At 74.0% G+C, this 16,685-nt stretch carries 24 protein-coding genes; 12 read left to right on the forward strand and 12 right to left on the reverse strand.

The features are described 5' to 3' along the window. Positions 1-44 precede the first annotated feature (44 nt). Together ACIPYS_RS13530 and ACIPYS_RS13535 are read right to left on the reverse strand one after the other, a co-directional pair. On the reverse strand, positions 45-884 hold the full coding sequence (locus tag ACIPYS_RS13530; RefSeq protein WP_400745971.1) for a class F sortase: 840 nt from the start codon (positions 882-884) through the stop codon (positions 45-47). Continuing rightward, positions 871-1,389, reverse strand: a complete 519-nt coding sequence (locus ACIPYS_RS13535; protein ID WP_400745973.1) for a hypothetical protein — start codon at positions 1,387-1,389, stop codon at positions 871-873. The genes ACIPYS_RS13530 and ACIPYS_RS13535 overlap by 14 nt, the downstream gene beginning before the upstream one ends. Positions 1,390-1,612: 223 nt before the next feature. Between ACIPYS_RS13535 and ACIPYS_RS13540 the strand changes: the two genes are divergently transcribed. After that, positions 1,613-2,218: a GNAT family N-acetyltransferase gene (locus tag ACIPYS_RS13540; RefSeq protein WP_400745975.1), complete on the forward strand. Its 606-nt coding sequence runs from the start codon at positions 1,613-1,615 to the stop codon at positions 2,216-2,218. 43 nt (positions 2,219-2,261) lie between these two features. Here the strand turns inward: ACIPYS_RS13540 and ACIPYS_RS13545 are convergent, their stop codons facing one another. Continuing rightward, positions 2,262-2,615 carry an ArsR/SmtB family transcription factor gene (locus tag ACIPYS_RS13545; RefSeq protein WP_400745977.1) on the reverse strand — a complete coding sequence of 118 codons (354 nt, stop codon included), beginning with the start codon at positions 2,613-2,615 and terminating at the stop codon, positions 2,262-2,264. 112 nt (positions 2,616-2,727) lie between these two features. Between ACIPYS_RS13545 and ACIPYS_RS13550 the strand changes: the two genes are divergently transcribed. Further along, positions 2,728-3,714 (forward strand): zinc-binding dehydrogenase, encoded by a 987-nt coding sequence (locus tag ACIPYS_RS13550; protein ID WP_093860021.1) that lies wholly within the window; start codon positions 2,728-2,730, stop codon positions 3,712-3,714. 259 nt (positions 3,715-3,973) lie between these two features. After that, positions 3,974-4,783, forward strand: a complete 810-nt coding sequence (locus ACIPYS_RS13555) for an arylamine N-acetyltransferase (protein WP_400745979.1) — start codon at positions 3,974-3,976, stop codon at positions 4,781-4,783. Between the two features lie 75 nt (positions 4,784-4,858). Here the strand turns inward: ACIPYS_RS13555 and ACIPYS_RS13560 are convergent, their stop codons facing one another. Together ACIPYS_RS13560 and ACIPYS_RS13565 are read right to left on the reverse strand one after the other, a co-directional pair. Continuing rightward, complete coding sequence (locus ACIPYS_RS13560; RefSeq protein WP_286158627.1) at positions 4,859-4,984, reverse strand: hypothetical protein; 126 nt, start codon at positions 4,982-4,984, stop codon at positions 4,859-4,861. Between the two features lie 68 nt (positions 4,985-5,052). Further along, positions 5,053-5,451, reverse strand: a complete 399-nt coding sequence (locus tag ACIPYS_RS13565) for a hypothetical protein (RefSeq protein ID WP_093860023.1) — start codon at positions 5,449-5,451, stop codon at positions 5,053-5,055. Positions 5,452-5,676: 225 nt separating this feature from the next. Between ACIPYS_RS13565 and sigJ the strand changes: the two genes are divergently transcribed. Continuing rightward, positions 5,677-6,492 (forward strand): RNA polymerase sigma factor SigJ, encoded by an 816-nt coding sequence (gene sigJ, locus ACIPYS_RS13570; RefSeq protein WP_400746236.1) that lies wholly within the window; start codon positions 5,677-5,679, stop codon positions 6,490-6,492. Positions 6,493-6,573: 81 nt separating this feature from the next. Here sigJ and ACIPYS_RS13575 read toward each other — a convergent pair whose 3' ends face one another. Next, the gene (locus ACIPYS_RS13575; RefSeq protein ID WP_400745980.1) at positions 6,574-8,043 is read right to left on the reverse strand and encodes a PQQ-binding-like beta-propeller repeat protein; all 1,470 of its coding nucleotides are present in this window, start codon (positions 8,041-8,043) and stop codon (positions 6,574-6,576) included. Between the two features lie 214 nt (positions 8,044-8,257). On the opposite strand from ACIPYS_RS13575, the gene ACIPYS_RS13580 reads away from it, so the two are divergent. Then, positions 8,258-8,797, forward strand: a complete 540-nt coding sequence (locus ACIPYS_RS13580; protein WP_400745982.1) for an RICIN domain-containing protein — start codon at positions 8,258-8,260, stop codon at positions 8,795-8,797. A 223-nt stretch (positions 8,798-9,020) separates the two neighbouring features. Beyond that, positions 9,021-10,163, forward strand: a complete 1,143-nt coding sequence (locus ACIPYS_RS13585; protein WP_400745983.1) for a serine hydrolase domain-containing protein — start codon at positions 9,021-9,023, stop codon at positions 10,161-10,163. Positions 10,164-10,344: 181 nt separating this feature from the next. Here the strand turns inward: ACIPYS_RS13585 and ACIPYS_RS13590 are convergent, their stop codons facing one another. The 3 genes from ACIPYS_RS13590 to ACIPYS_RS13600 are packed head-to-tail and all read right to left on the reverse strand — an operon-like array spanning position 10,345 to position 11,296. Beyond that, complete coding sequence (locus ACIPYS_RS13590; RefSeq protein ID WP_400745985.1) at positions 10,345-10,833, reverse strand: NUDIX domain-containing protein; 489 nt, start codon at positions 10,831-10,833, stop codon at positions 10,345-10,347. A gap of 20 nt (positions 10,834-10,853) precedes the next feature. Further along, positions 10,854-11,063, reverse strand: coding sequence for a hypothetical protein (locus tag ACIPYS_RS13595; RefSeq protein WP_400745987.1), 210 nt, complete (start codon positions 11,061-11,063; stop codon positions 10,854-10,856). Continuing rightward, positions 11,060-11,296, reverse strand: coding sequence for a hypothetical protein (locus tag ACIPYS_RS13600; RefSeq protein WP_400745989.1), 237 nt, complete (start codon positions 11,294-11,296; stop codon positions 11,060-11,062). The genes ACIPYS_RS13595 and ACIPYS_RS13600 overlap by 4 nt, the downstream gene beginning before the upstream one ends. Positions 11,297-11,419: 123 nt before the next feature. Between ACIPYS_RS13600 and ACIPYS_RS13605 the strand changes: the two genes are divergently transcribed. Both ACIPYS_RS13605 and ACIPYS_RS13610 read left to right on the forward strand, forming a co-directional pair. Next, positions 11,420-12,259 (forward strand): helix-turn-helix domain-containing protein, encoded by an 840-nt coding sequence (locus ACIPYS_RS13605; protein WP_400745991.1) that lies wholly within the window; start codon positions 11,420-11,422, stop codon positions 12,257-12,259. Further along, positions 12,249-12,455: a DUF397 domain-containing protein gene (locus tag ACIPYS_RS13610; RefSeq protein ID WP_400745993.1), complete on the forward strand. Its 207-nt coding sequence runs from the start codon at positions 12,249-12,251 to the stop codon at positions 12,453-12,455. The genes ACIPYS_RS13605 and ACIPYS_RS13610 overlap by 11 nt, the downstream gene beginning before the upstream one ends. 45 nt (positions 12,456-12,500) lie before the next feature. On the opposite strand, the gene ACIPYS_RS13615 is transcribed toward ACIPYS_RS13610, so the two are convergent. Further along, entirely contained in the window at positions 12,501-13,106 is a 606-nt protein-coding gene (locus ACIPYS_RS13615; protein ID WP_400745995.1) for a hypothetical protein, read from the reverse strand. A gap of 147 nt (positions 13,107-13,253) precedes the next feature. Here ACIPYS_RS13615 and ACIPYS_RS13620 point away from each other — a divergent pair, with 147 nt between their 5' ends. Continuing rightward, positions 13,254-13,439 carry a DUF397 domain-containing protein gene (locus tag ACIPYS_RS13620; RefSeq protein WP_400745997.1) on the forward strand — a complete coding sequence of 62 codons (186 nt, stop codon included), beginning with the start codon at positions 13,254-13,256 and terminating at the stop codon, positions 13,437-13,439. 53 nt (positions 13,440-13,492) lie between these two features. Beyond that, the gene (locus ACIPYS_RS13625) at positions 13,493-14,251 is read left to right on the forward strand and encodes an NUDIX hydrolase (protein WP_400745999.1); all 759 of its coding nucleotides are present in this window, start codon (positions 13,493-13,495) and stop codon (positions 14,249-14,251) included. On the opposite strand, the gene ACIPYS_RS13630 is transcribed toward ACIPYS_RS13625, so the two are convergent. Then, the gene (locus ACIPYS_RS13630; protein ID WP_093864821.1) at positions 14,248-14,601 is read right to left on the reverse strand and encodes a helix-turn-helix domain-containing protein; all 354 of its coding nucleotides are present in this window, start codon (positions 14,599-14,601) and stop codon (positions 14,248-14,250) included. The two genes, ACIPYS_RS13625 and ACIPYS_RS13630, sit on opposite strands and share 4 nt — an antisense overlap. A 149-nt stretch (positions 14,602-14,750) precedes the next feature. On the opposite strand from ACIPYS_RS13630, the gene ACIPYS_RS13635 reads away from it, so the two are divergent. Beyond that, positions 14,751-15,158: a RidA family protein gene (locus tag ACIPYS_RS13635; RefSeq protein ID WP_400746001.1), complete on the forward strand. Its 408-nt coding sequence runs from the start codon at positions 14,751-14,753 to the stop codon at positions 15,156-15,158. A 77-nt stretch (positions 15,159-15,235) separates the two neighbouring features. Next, a complete protein-coding gene (locus ACIPYS_RS13640; RefSeq protein ID WP_400746003.1) occupies positions 15,236-16,285 on the forward strand; it encodes a hypothetical protein in 1,050 nt (349 codons plus the stop codon). Positions 16,286-16,325: 40 nt separating this feature from the next. Here ACIPYS_RS13640 and ACIPYS_RS13645 read toward each other — a convergent pair whose 3' ends face one another. Further along, positions 16,326-16,640 (reverse strand): hypothetical protein, encoded by a 315-nt coding sequence (locus ACIPYS_RS13645; RefSeq protein WP_400746005.1) that lies wholly within the window; start codon positions 16,638-16,640, stop codon positions 16,326-16,328. Positions 16,641-16,685: the final 45 nt, after the last annotated feature.

The following is a 16,685-nucleotide window of genomic DNA, read 5'->3' on the forward strand; positions in this document are numbered from 1 at the left end:
GGGCGGCGCCCGGCGGTTTCCCCGCCGGGCGCCGTTCGGCCCCGTCAGCCTACGGGCGGCGCCGGATCGGCCAGGACGACGATGTTGTCCGTCCAGTGGCCGTCGGCCCCGATCCGGCCGCCGCAGGTGATCAGACGCAGTTCGGGGCCCTTGGTGTTGCCGTACACCGCGTCGGTGGGGAAGTCGTTCTTCGCGTACTGGAGCAGGGCGCGGACCCGGAAGTCCACCGTGCCGCCGTCCTCCCGCCGGATCCGGACCAGGTCGCCCGGCTTCAGCTTCGGCACCTTGTGGAACACCGCCGGGCCGTGCGCGGTGTCGTAGTGCCCGATCAGGACGGCGGGCCCGGTCTCGCCCGGTGTGGGGCCGTTGCGGTACCAGCCGACCTCGTCGGCGCGCTCGGCGGCCGGCACCTCGACCGTGCCGTCGGCGTTCAGACCGAGGCCGGTGACCGGGGCGTCCACCCCGGCCGCGGGGATCAGCAGCCTGGTCGGGGCCGAGGCCGCCAGCGGGCGGGGGGCGGCGGTGCCGGCGGACGGGCCGCCGTCGGAGGCACCGCCGGCGCCGGTGGAGGTGGTGCCGGTCGCCGCCGGCGCCGACGCGGTGGTGCCGGGAGCCTGCCGGGCCGAGGTCTCGACCCGGACCACCGGCGGCTCCGCGCGGCCGGAGACCGCCACGGTCGCACCGATCGCCAGGCAGAGCAGCCCGGCCGCGCCGAAGACACTCCGGCTCAGCCCCGTCCCGCGTCCGGCGCGCCTCCCGTGGCGTCCCTGCCGCGAACCGTCCCGGGCCCGGCGGCCCCGCGCCGCCCGCGCCCCGTCGCCGCCGTCCGGAGCGGCGGCGACGGGGTGCGGGGAGGACCCGGGGGCGTCGTCAGCCCCGCGCACCGGAACGCCGGCGCAGCACGGCGAAGCCCAGCGCGGCGGCGCCGACGGCGGCGACGGCGCCGCCGCCGACCAGCTCGAGGCCGGAGGAGTCGCCGGCCCCGGAGCCGTCGCCGGCCTGGGCGGCGCCCTTGGGCACCTCGCGCACTTGCGGCTTGCCCTCGGCGGGCAGCTGGGGCTTCGGCTGGACGCCCTCGGGCAGCGGGGTCGGCGTGGCGGTCCGCGCCTGCTCCTTCGCCTGCTCGGGCGTGAGCGGGGCGGGCTGTGCCGTCGGGGGGCGCGACGGGGTCTGGGGCGCCTTGACGACGGGGCTGCTGCTGGGCTCGGCCGGCGCGGGGGCGCCGGCGGAGGGGGCCTTCGGAGCCGCGGACGGCGCGCCGCCGTCGGCCCAGGCCTGCCCGCCGGTGACGCTCGCCAGCAGGGCGGCGCCGGTCAGGGCGCAGACGGCCGTCAGCCGGGAGACGGCGGCCGACCGCCGGGCGCGGTTCGTGGTCGTACGCAGAGCCATGCGAGCTCTCCTTCACGGTGGTGACGCGGGCTCCGGCACCCTGTGGCCGGTGCGTCGGGACTGACGGTAGGAAGCCCGTGTCGCGGTCCCCGGCCGGTCGTGTCACAACGCTTCATCGGCTGCGTAACGGTCGCCCGGCGGTCCGGCGGGGAGTTCGTGACACCCGTCCCGGCGACGGGAAATTCGCTGGTGGCGGTCGGTGCGGGCCTCCTAGCATCCACGTGTGACCGACAGTGAGAACGCATCCGGGAGCGCGGACGGCATCGAGGCGACGGACCGGGAGGTGTGCTGGCGGGGCAGGGGCGTCGGGCTCGCGGTTGTCGACGTCGACGACGCCGAACTGCTGCAGCGCTGGCGCTCCGACCCCGTGGCCGTGCACCAGATCGGCTATTGGCCACGTGCCCTGTCCGCCCTGCGCGAGCGGGTGGAGCGCCAGCGGGACGACAACGACCGGGACGACTTCCTGGTCCTGCTCCCGGACGGCACGCCGATCGGCCACATCGCCCTCTTCGACCAGGACCTCGCCGACGGCACCGCGGAGGTATCGCTGCTCATGGACGAGCAACACCGGGGCGGGGGTCACGGCTCGGCCGCCCTGGACGCGCTGGTCGACCTCGCCTTCGGCGAGCTGCCCGTGCACCGTCTCCAGGCCGTCACCCACACCGGCAACGCCCCGGCGCTCGCGGTACTGACCGGCGCGGGCTTCGTCCAGGAGGGTGTGCGCCGCTCGGCCTGCCTGCACCGGGGGCGCCGCTACGACGCCGCGGTGCTGTCGCTGCTCCGGCCCGAGTGGGAGGCCCTGGCCCGGCCCCGGTCCTGGGAGCTCTGACCCCGGCCGGGGCGCGTCCTCGGACCTGTGGGGCAGCGCGTCCTCAGACCTGTGGAGCGGCGGCCTCGGCGGTACGGGCGTGGGCGGCGAGGACGGTGTCCAGGAGCCCGGGGAAGCGGTGCTCCAGGTCGGCCGCACGGAGGGCGGAGAAGCGGCGGTTGGCCTCCTCGCGCTGGGAGATCAGGCCGGACTCGCGCAGCACCTTGAAGTGGTGGCTCAGGGTGGAGGGCGCGACGTCCACCGGGAAGGTCCCGCAGGCGCGTTCCGGCTCGGCCCGCAGCACCCGGACGATGGTCATCCGGGTCGGGTCGGCGAGCGCGTGCAGGACGTCGAAGAGGTCGATCTCCTCGGTCGCGGGGTGGGTGAGCGCCGGTCGGCGGCGGGTACTGCGAGGCATGGACGCCCTCCCTGGTCTGCGATGTTCGACATCCATCGAAACTGCGTGGTACCACTGTCCCGCGTTCAATTTCGTATTTCGTCGAACATCGTAGACGAGGGGACCGAGAACCATGCGCGCACTGGTGATGACCGCACCCGGCGGAGCCGAGAACTCGCAGGTCCAGGAGCTCCCGGTGCCCGGGCCCGGCCCCGGACAGGTGACGGTCGACGTCGCCTTCGCCGGACTGAACTTCGTCGACGTGATGACCCGCCGGGGCGACGCCGCGTACGCCGCCGACTGGCCCTACCGGCCCGGCAAGGAGGTGGCCGGCACCGTCCGGGCACTCGGCGAGGGCGTCACCGGACTGGCCGTCGGCGACCGGGTGGTCGCCGCCCCCGTCGGCGCCGGGCTCGCCGAGGTGGTCACCGCCGAGGCCGTGCTCACCGTGCCGCTGCCGGACGGGGTGGGGCTGCGCGAGGCCGCCGCCGTCCCCCTGGGCCTGGCCACGGCGCTGCTGCTGCTGACCGACGCCGGCCGCTTCACCGCCGGGGAGACCGTCCTGGTGCACTCGGCGGGCGGTGGCATCGGCCACGCCCTCGCCCAGCTGGTCCCGCTGCTCGGCGGCGGCCGGCTGATCGGCACCGTCGGCCGCCCGGACAAGGCCGCCACCGTGCTCGACTCGGGCTACCAGCACGCCTTCGCCCGCGACGAGTCGCTCGAGGCGGCGGTCCGGACCGCGACCGACGGCCGGGGCGTCGACCTCGTCCTCGACCCGCTGGGCACCGAGGCCCTGGAACTCGACCTCGCCGTGGCGGCGCCCGGCGCCCGGATCGTGCTGTTCGGCAACGCGGGCGGCGGCGCCGTCGCCGACCTGCCCCCGCTCGCCCGCCTGCTGGCGGGCAATCTGAGCATCACCGGCTTCAGCCATCGCGGCCTCGCCGCCACGGCCCCCGAGCGGCTCGCCCGGGCCGTGCGCCGGGTCGTCGGCCTGCTCGCGGACGGCGGCCTGGCTCTGCCCGTCACCGAACTGCCCGGCCTGGCCGCCGTTCCGGCCGCCCACGACGCGATGGCGGAGGGGCGGGCGACCGGGAAGTACGTGGTGCGGATCGGCGGCTGAGCCGGGTCGGGGCTCGGGCGGCCGAACCGGGCCGGGGCTCCGGCGCCGCCCCGACTCCGAGCAGGCTCCGACCCAGCTCCGACCAGGCTCCGACCAGGGGGACGCTTTCCTGCTGAATTCCGATCGCATTCCGCCCGCATTCCGGCCGCTTTCGGAGCGGTTCTGCCCGGGGTCGCGGAATGGACCTAGGTCGGAGGGTCCAGGGCGAGCCGAACCGCAGCCTGAGGCCCGGGCGGCGTCCGGTCCGTACGGTGACGGTATGAGCGTCGATCTCGAGAAGTACTTCGCACGCATCGGGTGGGACGGCGAACGCGCTCCCACCCTCGACACGCTCCGGTCACTGCAACACGCGCACGTGCTGGGCATCCCGTTCGAGAACATCGACGTGGTGGTCGGCACCGTGCCCTCGCTGGACCTCACCGATCTGGAGGCCAAACTCGTCGCCGGCTCCCGCGGCGGGTACTGCTTCGAGCAGAACACCCTGTTCGCCGACGTCCTGGAGCAGCTCGGCTACGGCGTCACCCGCTACACCGGGCGGGTACGGGTCGGCGCCCGCCCCGGGGAGATCCGGCCCCGCACCCACCTGGTGCTGGGCATCGAGGTGCCCGGCGACGAGGGGCGCTACCTGGTCGACGTCGGATTCGGGTCGATCGACGCCCTGCTGGAGCCGCTGCCGATGATCCCCGGGCTGGTCCGCGAGGGCCGGGGCCGCCGGCACCGGCTGGTGCTGGAGGAGGCCGACGGCCCGGCACCGGTGTGGGTGCTCCAGGCCCGGTCCGGGGACACCTGGATCGAGCTGGTGTCGTTCACCCTGGACACCGCGCCGCTGCCCGACATCAACGTCGCCAACTGGCACGTGGCCACCCACCCGCGCTCGCCGTTCCGCCGCCTGTTCGTGCAGCGGACGTACATCGACGGGCACTTGTCCCTGGACGGCACCACGCTCACCCGCACCGCGCGGGACGGCACGGTCACGGTGGAGCGGGTCGACGACCCGGAGGCGCTGCGGGAGCTGCTGGAGTCCGAGTTCGGCATCGCCCCGCCGCCGGGCGTCCGTCCGGAGCGCTGACCGGGGCGCCGACCTGAACGCCGACCCGGGCGGCGGCGGCCGGCCCCGCCGGGCCGGGCGCGGAGCAGCGCACCGTCAGTCCCAGGCGGTGTCGAGGCACGGCGCCGCCGGCCCGTGGCCACCGCCGTCGGCGAGCGGCGGAGGGCCGGCGGTGCCGGAGGCGTCGTGGGGCCGCTCGGGCAGGGGGAACACAGTGGTCATGCCCTCTCCTGTCCGCCGGGGCACCGGAGTTCCCGGAAGGACGGGCCGGGCCGGGCCCGCCCCGGAGGTCAGCGGGCTCCGCGCGCGCCCGCGCCCAGGCTGCGGCCCAGGTCGAGCAGGCTCAGGCCGAACATCAGCACGCCCAGCGGCACGTGCAGCGCCGGGTGGTGGGTGACGCCCAGGACCACCTGGACGGAGGCGAGGACGAGGAAACCGGTCGCGTACAGGACCGGCCGGAGCGGGCCGCCGCCGGGCCGCCAGGCCAGGACCGCGGCGAGCAGGTACACCATCGAGGCGCCGTACATCACCCGGGCGCCCACGCTGTGCAGCGTCTCGCCGTAGGAGGTGGAGAGCAACAGCCCTGCGGTGGTGGCCTGGTAGAAGATCGCCAGGGTCTGCAGGGCGACGGTGGCGCGGAGGAACGTGAGGCTGCGGCGTGCGGACGGGGTCGTCGTCGTGATGACCATGGTGCGGTCCCTCTTCCTGCCTGGTGGCGGTGGGTCGGTAGTGTCCCGCTGGTTCGACGAAACAGGCCCGCGAAGTGTGAGGCGGGTGGGAACGAAACGGGGGCGACCGGCATGGGTACCGAGGGCGAGAGATTCGAACGGAACACGGACACCGACACGGACACGGACACGGAGGCGGACGCGGCCGTCGGCGAGCGGCGGCACCTGGTCGGCCTCGCCTACCGGATGCTCGGCTCGGTGGCCGAGGCGGAGGACGCCGTGCAGGAGGCGTACGCCCGCTGGTACGCGCAGGCGCCGGAACGGCGGGCGGCGGTCGCCTCGCCGGGCGCCTGGCTGACGACGGTGCTCGGCCGGATCTGCCTGGACGTGCTCGGCTCGGCGCGGGTCCGGCGCGAGCGCTATGTCGGCGAGTGGCTGCCGGAGCCGCTGCCGGACGCGGCGCAGTGGACGGCCGGGGCCGGCGATCCCGCCGAACGGATCGCCCTGGACGAGTCGCTGGGCATGGCGTTCCTGGTCGTGCTGGAGTCGATGACCCCGGCCGAGCGGGTGGTGTTCGTGCTGCACGACGTCTTCCGCTACCCGTTCCCCGAGATCGCCGCGATCGTCGACCGGACGCCCGCCGCCTGCCGTCAGCTGGCCACCTCGGCCCGCCGCCGGGTCGGTGCCGCGCCGGCCCCTGCGGCCGGGAGCGCCTCAGTGGTGCGGGAGTTCAAGCGGGCCTGGGAGGCCAAGGACATCGGCACCCTGGTCGGCCTGCTCGACCCGGCGGCGGTCCTGGTCGCCGACGGCGGCGGGCTGGTCAGCGCGGTGCTGCGGCCGGTGGAGGGCGGCGAGCGGATCGCGCAGTACCTGGCACTGATGGCGGAGAAGGCCCCTGGGCTGGTCCTGCTGGAGCACGCCGTCAACGGCCGCCCCGGCCTGGTCGCGCAACGGGATGGCGCCACGGCGACGGTGGCGGCGCTGGACGTCGTGGACGGCCGGATCACCCGGATCTGGGCGGTCCGCAACCCGGAGAAGCTCGGCCGCTGGACGGCGGCCTGAGGGTCCGGACGACTCGGGCTCCGGGCCGTCCGGAGCCCAGGGCTGCGCGGAGCTCAGGGCGGCCCGAGGACGGCGGCCCGGTCAGCGCCTCGGCGCACCCACCGCGGGCCGGGAGTACGTGGTGCCGTCCTCGTTCACGAACACGTACCGGTCGTCGGTGCGCCCCAGCCAGGGCGTGGTGTGCAGGAACGCCCGGCGGAGGTCGGTCCGCTCGACGGTGCGGCCGTCCGTCCCGTCCAGGCGATGGACGGAGTTGAGGTTGTGACCGCGCTCGGTGACCACCAACGGTCCGTCCGGCGCGGCGGCGACGGCCAGCACCTTGCCGCCCGGCTTCCGCGCCCAGGCCCGGGAGCCGTCCGCCAGCGAGTGCGCGACGACGAAGCTGCTGTCGCGGTCGCCGGGCCGGCCGGCGGCGGCCACGAACAGGTCGCCGACGACGGCCTCCGGGCGGACCGGGCGGAGCTGGAACGGGGCGTAGAGCTTCCGGAGGGGCGTCAGCTCGTAGTCGGCGGACGAGACCGGGATCGTCGCCCGGGGCGCGCCGTCGGCGGCCGCGAAGGAGAGGACGGCGTCGATGCCCCGGTTGCCGCGTTCGGTCAGCCGGACGACGGGCGGGTCGGCGGCGAGCACGGCCAGGGCGGTGGGCTCACTGGCCGCGCCGGTGTCCGTCCGCCACAGTGCCTCGCCGGCCGGACCGAAGGCGCGCAGCCAGGTGGCTCCGGTCCTCGCCGCCGGATCCGCGGTCGCGCAGTACTCTGCGGCCACGACCCGGACGGCCGAGGCGGACAGCCCGCCGAAGGCGCACCCGGGAGTCGGCGCCGCCGTCCAGGCCGGGGCGCCGTCCCGCAGGCCGAAGGCCGCGAGCTGCCCGTCTCCCCGGGCCACCAGGGTCGCGGGACCGGCGAGTTCGAGTGCCGAGAGCCGCACACCGTCCTTGTGCCACAGCTCGCGCCCGGTGCGCAGGTCGACGGCGGCGAGCTGGTCGCACGCCGCGGGGTCGGTGCCGTAGCCGACGGCGGCCAGGCCGTCGACGGCCGCCGAGGCCGCGCAGACCGACTTCCGGGGCGGCGCCTCCAGCGTCCAGGCCGACTCACCGGTCCGCGCCCGGTAGGCGTCGAAGCGGTCGGCGCGCACCCGGACGACGGTCTCGCCGTCCTGCCAGACGGCGAGTGCCTTGGTGAGGGTCGGCCGGTCGGCCGGCGCCGACCACGCCGGGCTCACCGGCGGCGGCCCCTGCAGGCGGTCGAACCCCAGCCGGCTGACGGGCAGCGCGAGCGCGAAGCAGAGAACCGTGGTGACGAGGCGGCCCTTCTTCGGACCGTCGGACAGGAAGACGACGGTGAAGAGGACGATCGCGACGACGACGCCGACCATGCCGGTCGCCAGCATCGCCGGCATCCCGGGCGGGCAGGGCCGCGCGGCGGAGCCGCAGCCGCCCCCGGCCTCGGCGAGCGCCGAACCGCCCATGACGAACCCGGTACCCGACGCGGCGACCACCGCCCCCGCGAGGCCCGCCCAGACCAGCCGCCATCTCGACCCGCGCCGCTCCATGAACCCGCCCCGCCATGATCGTCCAACTGGGTCCGGGCACTCTACCGACGCCGGACGGCAGCGGCACCGCGAGGGGGTGGGCCCGCCCCGGCCCGCTGGCCGGGGGCGACGGCGCCCGGCCGTGATCACGAACGGCCGGTACTCGTCTGTGCACGGACGTCGGCACGGCCCTAGCGTCGGAGGACCGATGCCGTCCGACCACGGGAGTCCACGCATGAAGGTTTCCGAGCGACTCGGCCCGATCCTCGGGGCCACCGGGGCCGCGCTGACGCTGTGCGCCGGGCCCGCCGCCGCGGCCGGCCAGCCCGCGGCAGCCGCTCCGGTGGGGGCGGCTGCCGTGCAGCCCGGGCCGCCCTCCACCATCACCAGTGCGAGCCCCGAGGCCGCCGGCAAGTGTCTGGACGCCTACGACTTCGGCCGAGGGCCGTGGGTCCAGATGTGGGACTGCCACGGCGGCAGCAACCAGTCCTGGAGCCTCTCCTGGAACAGCGTCAGCGGGGGCTGGAACATCCGCAACGAAGCCAGCCAGTACTGCGCCGACGGCTCCCCGGGCCACGGGGAGCAGCTAGTCCAGAACGTCTGCGGCAACGGGCTGGGGCAGTCCTGGAAGATCGATTCCGCCTCCGGCCCGACCCGCCTGGAGAGCATCGCCTTCCCCGGGCAGTGCGCGGACATCTACAACTGGGGGCGCAGCTCGGTGGTCATGCTGTGGGACTGCGGGAGCCAGGCCAACCAGTACTGGCTGTTCGACTGAACCGGCTGTCCGACCGACCGGCGGGAACGGGCGCAGCCGTTCCCGCCCGGCAGCCGCGGGATCCGCCGGGGCCAGCCGCCGCACTCGGCCCCGGCGGGCAGGGCCCCGCCGGCGAACCGCGGGCGGCGCGGAATCCGGTCCGTCCGGGCAGGAACTATCGCCTGGGGCAAGGCCGTTGGAGACATCAGCGGGGGGCGGGCGATTCGGACCCATGGAGGTCGGTATGGCTCGGCACAGAGCGCTTCGGCGCGGACTCGGCGCGATGGCGATGGCCACCGCGGTGACGGCGGGCACGGTGACGTCGGCCGCGGCGGCCGGCGGGCACGGCGAACACGGTTCGCACGGATCGCACAGCGCGACCCGGGCGACGATGGCGCAACTCCTCCGGGACGAGACACTGCCCGGGACGATAGCCGGTGTCCGGGAGGACGGCGGAAACTGGTCGGCGGCCGTCGGTGTCGCCGACGGGGCGACCGGACGGCCCCGGTCGCCGCAGGAGCGGTTCAGGATCGGGAGCCTCACGAAGACCTTCACCGCGACCGTGGTGCTCCAGCTCAAGGCCGAGGGGCGGCTCGGCCTGGACGACCCGGTGGAGCGCTGGCTCCCGGGCGTGGTGCAGGGCAACGGGAACGACGGGTCGGCGATCACCGTCCGGCACCTGCTCGGGCACACCAGCGGACTGTTCTCCTACGACGAGGACCCGCTGATGATCCAGCGGCTCGCGAGCCCCGACTTCCTGAAGCACCGCTACGACACCTACCGGCCCGAGGACCTGGTGCGCACCGCCGTCTCCCACCCGCCGCTGTTCGCGCCGGGAACGTCCCGCTCGTACTCCAACACCAACTTCGTCCTGGCCGGGATGATCATCGCCAAGGTGACCGGGCACCCGTACGGCCAGGAGATCGAGCAGCGGATCCTCCGGCCGCTCGGCCTCCGCGCGACCAGCCTGCCCGGCACCGCCGCCGGCCTGCCCCGGCCGCACGCGGTCGGCTACTCCACCCTGTTCGGCGGCTCCGCGACACCGGTGGAGACCACCGAACTCAACCCCTCCTGGGGCGGCGCGGCCGGGGAGATGATCTCCACCACCGCCGACCTGAACCGCTTCTACTCCGCCCTGATGCAGGGGCGCCTGCTGCCGCAGGCCGAGATGGACGAGATGGTCCCCGCCGCCGGCGGCCCCGGCCTGGGCATCGGCAGCGTGAAACTCAGCTGCGGGGTCACCGCGTGGGGCCACACCGGCGGCATCCACGGCTCGTCGACGGTGGCCCTGACCACCCGCGACGGACGGCACACCGCCTCGTTCAACACCAACGCCGACTGGGCGACGGGCGAACGCAAGCTCGCGGAGGCCGAGTTCTGCGGCTGAGCGACTGCCCCGGCCGACCGGGAGCGGGGTGCGGTGCGGCGGCCCGAGAACCGCCGCACCGCACCCCGGGGCGCCACCCCAGCCGGTGGCGCAGCCGGGCGAGGCCACCGGCGCCGAGGTTGTTCTGTGGCGCACCCGGGGTTTCGACGGCACGGAGGACCACCGGCCGGTGAGGATCGGGCTATTCGGCGGGGGTGCCGTGGAGGAGGAGGGGGAGGTGGGCGCCGCGGGTGAGGGCGTCGAGGGCGTGGGTGGTGCGGCGGTGGTGGTCGGGGTGCATGGCGTCGGCGAGTTGGGCGCGGTGGAGCCAGTGGACGGCCGTGACGGTGTGGGGCGGTCGGTGGCGGGCGACGGTGGATTCCTGGGCGGGACTGAGGCGCCCGCCCCAGTGGACGAAGTGGAGGGCCTCGGGGAGGAGTCGGCCGGGGATGTGGTCGGTGGCGAGGATCTTGCGGAGGGGGAGGACCAGGCCCGTCTGGGTGTCGGTGTGGCGGCGGGCGGCGTGGTGGGGGAGTTCGTCGGCCTCGGCGGGTCCGCCGGGCAGGACGAGGCCGGACTGGTGGGTGGTGCCGATGGCGAGGAGGGCGCCGTCCCGGTTGAGGATCAGGGCGTGGTGGTTGTGGCGTCGGCGGGGCGGCGTGGTGAGGAGGGAAGGGAGGAGGTGCAGCACGGTGGGGCTCCTGGGGGTGGTCAGTTCTCGGCGTCGGGGTTCTTGGGGGTGAGCCAGGTGAGGCAGGCGGGGAGTCCGGCGCTGATCCCGGTGGCGAGGATCAGCCCGAAGATGAGGAGTCGGGGTGCGAGGGGTCCGTGGCGGATGGGCCAGCAGACGAGGGCGGCGGCGAGGGCGCTGAGGGTGGGGACGCCGAGGGCTGCGAGGACGAGCCGCAGGGAGCGGTTCACGCCACGTCGGCGATGCGGGGCCGGCTGGGGTGCTGGACGGTGAGGAAACGGGGGGTGGGGAGGGCCTGGACGCGGTTGGGCTTGGTGGTCCACTCGCAGCCGCCCGCCTCGTGGCGGAGGTAGACGAGCCCGGCGAGGGTGTCCATGTAGACGGCTTCGAGGGGCTTGCCGGAGGTGTCGAGGTGCGCGAGGTCACGGACGATCTCGCCGACGGCAGGGGTGTAGACGGGCATGGGGGCTCCACTGGTTGCACTGTGCGTTTGGATCACTACGACCCGTATCCATGGTGGAGCTCGAGGAGCTACGATCGGAAGCCGCAGAACTGGCGAATTGATTTAGGTTCAATTGGGGGATCCATGAACCAACGCGAGCTCGATCCAGCGTCATCCCCAAGCGCTGCACTGGGGGTCCAACTCCGCAGGTCACGAAACGCCAGGGGAATCACCCAGACCGAGCTTGGTCAGATGATCAGCTTTTCGGCGTCGTACATCTCACGGATTGAACGAGGCGTAGAACCTCCGAGCCGTCGGCTCGTACAGGAGGCTGATCGTGCGCTCGACACCGGCGGAACACTTGAATTGATGCTAGATCAACTCAAGCACAGCCTGCTCATCGAAGGTTTCCCGGAGTTCGCCGAACACGAGGCCCGCGCCACCGCCATACGGCTGTTCGAGATCGGAGTTGTGCCAGGACTGCTCCAGGTTCAATCCTACGCCGAGGCATACGAGATGGCTGCGGTGCGCCAAGGAGCCTCAACCCCAGTGCAAGCGACCGAGCGACTGGCCTTCCTCCATACCCGACAGATTCGCCTGTCCGAGCCCCGCCCTCCAACGCTCCAGGCTGTCCTTGATGCCACATGCCTACTCAGGCCCATCGGCGGCCCTGCCGTGATGATCGAGCAGCTGTTGCACCTGGAAGCACTGGCGGAGAAGCCCACAAACGTTCTCCAGGTCGCCCCATTGGAACTCGGTGAGGACAGGCCCCTCAACTATCCGCTCGCTCTGCTCACACTTCCCGATCGACGAGTGATCGGCTACACCGAGACCCTCCAGCGTGGGTATCTTGAACGCGACGCCGAAACGGTAGCCGGATGGGTGAGCAGCTACGATCGGCTCCAGGTCGAGTCGCTCTCCCGAGGAGCGTCGCTGGCCTTCATCCGCAAAGTACGGAAGGACTTCGAGGATCATGGCCGTTGACCTCAGCGGTGCCCAGTGGCGCAAGAGCACCTACAGCAATGGCCAGGGCGGATGCGTCGAGGTCGCTGACGGCTGCACCGGCATCATGCCTGTCCGCGACTCGAAGGATCCCCAGGGCCCGGCTCTTGTCTTTCACCTCGACGCCTGGCGCGCCTTCGTCGCCGCCGTCCAGGCCGGCGAGTTCGGCGTCATCTGAACCCTGGAACCACCGATGAGCCCCGACCGCCGAACCGGTCGGGGCTCATCCCGCTCTCCACCCGTGCGCGTACTCGATGTTCAGAACGCCGGGCCCCTTCACCGGACCCTTCGCCGTCAGATCCCCGGCGTGATGCAGCATCACACTGTCGTACGGCGACCACGGAGTCCCCGCCAGCGCGCGAGCCGGACCCTCCCGCACCAGCGAGTGCACCTGCGCCCCCGTCCACCGGAACGCCTCCGCACTCCCGGTCAGGAACAACGTCTCGGCGGCGAACCCGAACCTCAACTCGTCCCGCCGCCAGTCCTCCGGCTCCTTCTCCCCCGAGAAGTCCGTCTCCGGAATCTCCATCACCTGCGACCGGCCCGCCCCCAACCCCGCCCGCACCGCCTTCCACCGCGACACGGGAAATCCCAAGCCGCCCTGCACCAGCACGAGGTCCACCACCGGCGCACGGAACCACCCCGGCAGCCCGCCCGGCCCCTCCCGCTCCGCCCGCAGCGGCACGTACACCAGCGACCGCCGGGACCGCGCCGCCAACCCCCAGGCCACCGCGAGACTCCGCGCGCCCCCCAGGTCCACGAACATGTCGAGCGACCGTTCCTTCCGGAACAGCACAGCCCGTCCCGACCTCGGGACGGCCTTCACCACCCGGTACTCCTCACCACCGTGCCGAACCCGGTGCACCGTCGTCCTCAACTCCACCCGGCAGTCCTACCCCGCCCGGACGCCCTCTGTCCCCCGAGTTTCCCTTCACCTACCGTGGATCCCAGGCCTACAGAAGGGAACTCCTGGACCATGTCGTGGCGGAAGAGCAGCTACAGCGGCCAAGGCGGCGAGTGTGTCGAGATCGCCGACGACCACCCTGACCTCGTCCCCGTCCGACACTCCAAGGACCCCGCCGGCCCCGCCCTCCTCTTCCCCCCGGACGCCTGGCGCGCCTTCGTCACCGCCGTCAAGCACGACGAGTTCGACATCCTCTAGCCCCTCGCCGCGTCCGGCTGACCCGCGCCCGCCGGTCCTGCTTCGATAGGCGGATGCCCGCCGCAGCCACGCCGCCGCCACCCCCGCCCCCACCGCTCGCCGAAGTCCTCGGCGTGCGCCGGATCCGGCTCGCCGAGGTCGCCGCCCCTCGCCTCACCGTCGAGGAACGGCACGCCCGGGACCAGGTCTGGGCGACCATGGTCCTCGCCAATCCCACTCTCTTCGACGGACCCGCCGTCGCCTGCGCCGACACCTCCTGGCCCAGACCCGGCGAACTCCACGTCTCCTGGTCCCGCGTCACCTACCGCCACTACGCCCTGCGCCGCGTCCCCTCCGCCACCGCCCCCACCGCGTCCCTCTCCGTCAGCGTCCTCCAGACCACCGACGACGGCCGCCTGCTCGTCGGCCGGATGTCCCCCACCACCGCCGCCCCCGGACGCTGGCAGTTCCCCGGCGGCTCCGTCGAACCCCCGCCCGACGGCGAGCGCCTCGACCTCACCGCGCTGCGCCGCAACGCCGTCCGCGAACTGGCCGAGGAGACCGGAGTCACCACCTCCCCCACCGAGTTGGAACTCCGGGCCGTCACCCGGGGCCAGTACGGCAGCGTCGGCGTGCTCTTCCTCGCCCCACCCCTCCCCGAGGCCGCGCTGCGCGAGCGCTTCACCGCCCTGGCGCCCCCGGAACGGGAGTTGGTCGAGCTGGCCTTCGTCCGCTCCCCCGCCGACCTCCCGGGCCTGCCCGGCCCGCACGCCGACTACCTGACCCCGGTGCTCCGCCACCTCACCCGCCGACGGGCGGGACGGCGACCCTAGGGGGTGTCCCCGGCCTCGCCGTCGAAGCGGTGCCGGGCCGACTCGATGGCGTCGAGGTGCCGGTGCGTCCAGTCGCACATGGCGTCCACCGTGGCGCGCAGGGCCCGGCCCGGCCCGGTGAGGGTGTACTCGACGCGCGGCGGCACCGTCGGGTGCACCGTGCGCTCCACCAGGCCGTTGCGCTCCAGGAGGCGCAGGTTCTGGGTGAGCATCTTGTGGCTGATGCCGTCGACCTCCCGGCGCAGCTCGGTGAAGCGCAGGGTGCCGTCCCCGACCGCCTCGACGATCAGCAGCGCCCACTTGTTGGCGATGTCCGAGAAGATCTCCCGCGCGAGGGAGTCCGCCCGCATCGCGTCGGCCCTGTCCTTCGCCGAGCCGTTGACCTGCTTGCTCACCTTGAGGTTCCCCAGTCACCGAAAAGTGCGTTCTTCCACGTCAACGGCCACTCTCCTACGGTGATCGAGTCACCGCAAGAGAGCACGAGGAGAGCGGAGCCACCATGGCCATCACCCTGTCGAACCCCGAGGGACTGCCCGTGATCGACGTCTACCACCAGGTGGCCGTCGCCTCCGGCTCGCGAACGGTCTACGTCGCCGGGCAGGTCTCCTGGGACGCCGACGGCGCGACCGTCGGCGCGGGCGACCTCGCCGCCCAGGTCGAACAGTGCTACCTCAACGTCGCCACCGCCCTGGCTTCCGCCGGGGCCGGCTTCGCGGACGTCGTGAAGCTGAACGTGCACGTCGTGGACTGGGCACCCGAGAAGATGCCGCAGCTCCTGGACGGCATCGCGCGGGCGACGGCGAAACTCGGGACCACCGCCGCCCCGCCGGCCACCATGCTCGGCGTGGCGGCCCTGGACGTGCCCGAGCACCTGGTGGAGATCGAGGCCTTCGCCGTCCTCGACTGATCCCGGGGCCGCCGGGTGCCCGGTGCCCGCGCGGGAAGTCGGACCGGCCGACTTCCCGCGCGCACTACCCTGCGGGAATGGATCATCAGCAGGACCCCTGGGCGGCGCTCCTCGAAGGGCCCGCGCCGTCCGCCGCGCTCGGGAAGGCATGGGTGCGGGGGCTCGGCCGCAACCCGGCCGCGCCGGACGACGTCCTCGTCCGGCTCCTGGACGCCGGTCGGCCGGAGCTCCTCCTCCACCGCGCCGACCTGCCGTCCGCCGTCCTGGACGCGGCGGTGGACCACCCCGACCGCCGGGTGTGGGGCCGGGCCGCCGACAGCGGACGCCTCTCGGCCGCCCAGTGGGAACGGCTGCTCGCCGCCCGGGCCGGCGGGCCGGAGCACGCCCTGCTGACGGAACTCGCGGCGGACGCGGCCGCGCTCCGCGAACGCCGGCCCCGGCAGTGGCGGGGCGTCGCCCCCGCGCCGGACACCGACGCCCGGCCGCCCGCGACCCCGGCGGAGATCGCCGAACTGGCCGACGCCGTTCCGGACATCGACCCCCGGGACCGCACCTACGGCCTGTGGTGGGTCGCCGCTCTGTTCGACGACCCCGACGCCATGCGGCAGTTGGCCTCCTCGTCGAGCCTCTGGATCCGCCGCAGCGTCGCCCGGGCGCCCCGGCTCCCCGCCGATGTCGCCGAACTCCTGGCACGTGACGAGGACTTCGCCGTCCGACTGTTCCTCACCGAGTCCTGCGGCGACGCCCCGTCCTGGCTGCTGCTCGACCTCTGGGCGGACGGCTGGGACGGCACCCGTTCCTTCCCCGCCGGTCCGCGCGACCACCCCAACTTCCCCCGCCACGGCCTGCTGCGCTTCGCCGACGACCCTCACCCGCGCCTGCGGATGCTCGCCCTCGACGACCCGGCGTCCGACGCCGCCCTTGCCGAACGGCTCGCCCACGACCCCGACCCCGAGGTCCGCCGCGCCGCCCACCGCCACCCGGCCCTCCCCCCGGCCCTGCTGGCCGCCCTGCTCCGGGACCCGGCCACTGCCGAGGACGCCGCCACCAACCCGGCGATCCCGCCGGCCGTCATGCACCGGCTGATCACGGCGGGTGCGGCGGCCCGGTCGGAGCAGTCGGAGTAGTCGGAGCGGGAAGTCGGCGGCTCCGACTTCCCGCTCCCGGTCACTCGAACTCGGGACACCCCGTGTCGATGTCGACCTCCGCACCCGCCGAGGTCCACGCCGTCATCCAGCCCGACCCCGCGCTGACCGAGACGTAGTCGTCCTTGCGCACAAGGCCGTACCCCTCCTCCGCCCGCGCCCGGAAGCGGACCGTCAGACTCTCGCCGGGCGGCAGCTCGTACAGGCTGCCCATCGGCTCGAAGACCACCCACAACGACTGGTCGCCCGGCGCCTCCAGGACGACGGACTCCTCCACGAACCGCGCTGCCCGCTCGGCGGCCCTGGCCTCGCGCCACCTCTTCACCCGACCGATCACAGGACCCATCATCCCCGCCGACGATCGGCCGGCAGCAGTTCGTGC

The sequence above is a fragment of the Kitasatospora sp. NPDC089913 genome, from assembly GCF_044748625.1.
GTDB lineage: Bacteria > Actinomycetota > Actinomycetes > Streptomycetales > Streptomycetaceae > Kitasatospora.